Origin of the sequence: Halalkalibacter lacteus (assembly GCF_036663595.1) — a bacterium.
GTDB lineage: Bacteria > Bacillota > Bacilli > Bacillales > Bacillaceae_D > Halalkalibacter > Halalkalibacter lacteus.
The window spans coordinates 1-2784 of sequence record NZ_JAWRVL010000068.1; the positions used below are offsets into that span (position 1 = coordinate 1).

At 32.6% G+C, this 2784-nt stretch carries 5 protein-coding genes; all 5 read right to left on the minus strand.

What is annotated here, in order from left to right:
* Nucleotides 1–254: 254 nt before the first annotated feature.
* Nucleotides 255–812, minus strand: coding sequence for a hypothetical protein (locus SAZ04_RS21420; RefSeq protein ID WP_332699474.1), 558 nt, complete (start codon nt 810–812; stop codon nt 255–257).
* A gap of 178 nt (nt 813–990) precedes the next feature.
* Nucleotides 991–1410 carry a hypothetical protein gene (locus SAZ04_RS21425; RefSeq protein ID WP_332699477.1) on the minus strand — a complete coding sequence of 140 codons (420 nt, stop codon included), beginning with the start codon at nt 1408–1410 and terminating at the stop codon, nt 991–993.
* A 180-nt stretch (nt 1411–1590) separates the two neighbouring features.
* Nucleotides 1591–1959: a hypothetical protein gene (locus SAZ04_RS21430; protein WP_332699480.1), complete on the minus strand. Its 369-nt coding sequence runs from the start codon at nt 1957–1959 to the stop codon at nt 1591–1593.
* 146 nt (nt 1960–2105) lie between these two features.
* Nucleotides 2106–2234, minus strand: coding sequence for a hypothetical protein (locus SAZ04_RS21435; RefSeq protein WP_332699483.1), 129 nt, complete (start codon nt 2232–2234; stop codon nt 2106–2108).
* Between the two features lie 312 nt (nt 2235–2546).
* Nucleotides 2547–2784 (minus strand): 2TM domain-containing protein (locus SAZ04_RS21440; RefSeq protein ID WP_332699486.1); only part of this gene is annotated, 238 nt, incomplete at its 5' end.

Here is a 2784-nt window from a genome sequence, read left to right on the forward strand (position 1 = left end):
AAATTCCACCATACAAAATATGGAAAGGGGGAGTTTCCCTTGTTGTAGATCTGATCGCATGACTTTTCCCCCTGTTCATCATATATAAATATTATCATTGGCAGAACATAAAAAACCACTTTTTTCCAAAACGAACTTTATTTTAAGTTTCAAAAACTCCTTTTCTTATTCCACAATCTGGCCCTTAAATGAAAAATGAGCACCATCCTTATTCAAGAATAGCTCCCGATTGTGGAATAGTTTTTTTCCAAAATTCATTGTTGTTCCCACTTCATTCTATCAAAAGCATAACCCAAACTAATGCCTTGTACTTCTCCATCAAAATGACTAAAAGACAATTCTAAATTGTTTTGATGGTCAACATACCCTATTATATAAATAGTTTGTTCTCTGTCGTTGTAAACAAAATAATTCTCTCCGTAAGCTGATATAACTTCATCAATTGGCACACCTAATCTTATCCCCTTTTTAGTTGAAGATGTATTATTGTTTTCAAGAACTCCAATTTGTAAAATTTCCTTAGTTTCTCTATCAATGCTCATAATTATTTGTTCGTTCCAATATTGGTCATAATTCCTTTGTGAAGTATACTCTTCATTCCATGGGGATAATTCAAAATTTCCGTGTTTAGTTATTAACGCTTCATCAGCAATGGACATACCTAATTTAATATCATCAATACTTTCATTAAATAAGTCAGTAGATTTAGCTTCTCTCATAGCATCTTCTATATTTTCTGGACTACAAGCCGCTGTTAAAAGGAGTATCGATGTAAAACAAAACAATATACCAATCCGCTTAAATATCACCAACTCAAACCTACCTTACTTATAATTTTTGTTTTCAACTTATCCCTTTAACTGATTAAAGACTAAGAAAAATGGACTGCGAAACAGTCCATAATTGTTCAATTCTTGCGCCCTTTTATGCAATAGCTAATATATTGCCTTAATCATAAAATCACTTAATGCTTCAGTTGAAGATTGTTAATTAGTTTCCTGACACAGCTTCAAACGATACTTCATTGCCATTTTTAAAACTTCGTATTGTTTCATACTGCTTATCTTTCTGTATTTTATATACTACCTGATGCTTTAAAGTTGCATCTGAATAATTTTCTGTTTCTTCTTCAATATAATGAATGTTTAATATTTTACCGTCTGAATCCACACTAAAATCGGTAAAATTAATAGCATTTTCACCCTGTATCACGTTTTTTCCATTTAACATCACATATATTACCCTGTCCTCATCGAAATAAAGATGTGCACCATTTGTGTCCTCTACACTTTCAAAAAAAGTACGAACATCATTATTCGTATTAGCAATTTCAATTGCAGTGAAAGTCAATTCCGAACTACATCCAGTTAATAATAGAACAAATATGAAAAATGACATTACTTTTTTCATTATAAAACCACCCTCCTCAATAGTATTGAAGTAAACTGCTTCGTCAGTTTAACATTAATTTCCTTTTTACTGACATAGAAAAAGCGTTCCTTATTTCAGAAACGCTCCCGTTACTAGAAAAACACTTTCTTTACTATAAAAAAGACGCTGTTCTATTATTGAACAGCATCTAACCACCGACTATAAACTTACCAATAATAGTCTCTCCGTCAGCATCATACAACGGAATTTCTCTTGGTTTAGCTTCATTTGAAAGTCTAACTGCTTCTTCAGGTGTTTTAGGCTCTGGACCATCCAAATCTTCTTTTTTACATACCCTATTGTACCGTCTATTCCGTAAGCTTTGATTAAATAAGGTTCATCTTCATAAGAAGGCGCATCCAATGCTGAACCAAACGTCTGTCCTTTCTCATTTTGAGGATAAGCAATTTCGTCTTTATGTTTAGAGTTATCATCTTGGTTGTCAGCTAAAGTATCACTGAAAAAAAAGTTCCCAATAACCATTCCTAAAATAAGAATACCGCTAACAAATAATATTCGTTTAAACAAATAATCACTCCCTCAACTTACCATATTTTACCTTATTTTAATAATAGTCGATTTTTCCTTGTTATACAATCCTGCCATTTACTTCAAGAATAGTAAGAACTGCCGCAATGACAGTTCCCCAACTTTTGTACTTTAGTTCAACTTCATTATTTGTTTTTATTTATATCTTCAAGAAGCTCTATAATTCTTTTATTTTGATTTGATTGCTCTTTTAGTAACCCTACAATTGTGCCCACACCAATAACGATAAGTAGTAATAATATCCATATCCACACATAAACTCCCCCAATCATACCTTTAATACATTATTTCTACCAAAAATATTCATGTTCCTTCTTCAAGTATTTTACTTCGTTACTTTAAGTACATTCCTTCGCAATCTTTTCTATATAATTTAACCTAAATATACAGTTTTCTTTTTTAGGGTTATTCCACAATCTGGCCCTTAAATGAAAAATGAGCACTACTCTTATTCAAGAATAGCGCCCGAGTGTGGAAGATCTTAGTTCATAGCATAATCCCGCAAAAATTATTGTTAACAATAAAAAATGGAAGCCTTCACCGACTTCCGATCATGAACAAAAATCTTAATCATCCCTGTTATCTTTCTTCATATATTCCTTTATCTTTCTCTCCTCCCAATCCGGCCCAAATAATCCAAATGAGGCCACGGAAAGCCCGTGGGAGACCAGTCCGATTCCCCATCCCAACAGTGGATATACAAACCACCAACGGCCTGCATATTCGTAGTTCATTAAGTTAATGATGACAAACATGGTATTCACAAGAATATAGACAATGAAATGAATATAAAATGCCTTTAAA

What these genes read in the sequence shown, in the direction of transcription:
- SAZ04_RS21425 (WP_332699477.1), bottom strand. Translation starts at nt 1,410, where the DNA reads ATGAAAAAAGTAATGTCATTTTTCATATTTGTTCTATTATTAACTGGA.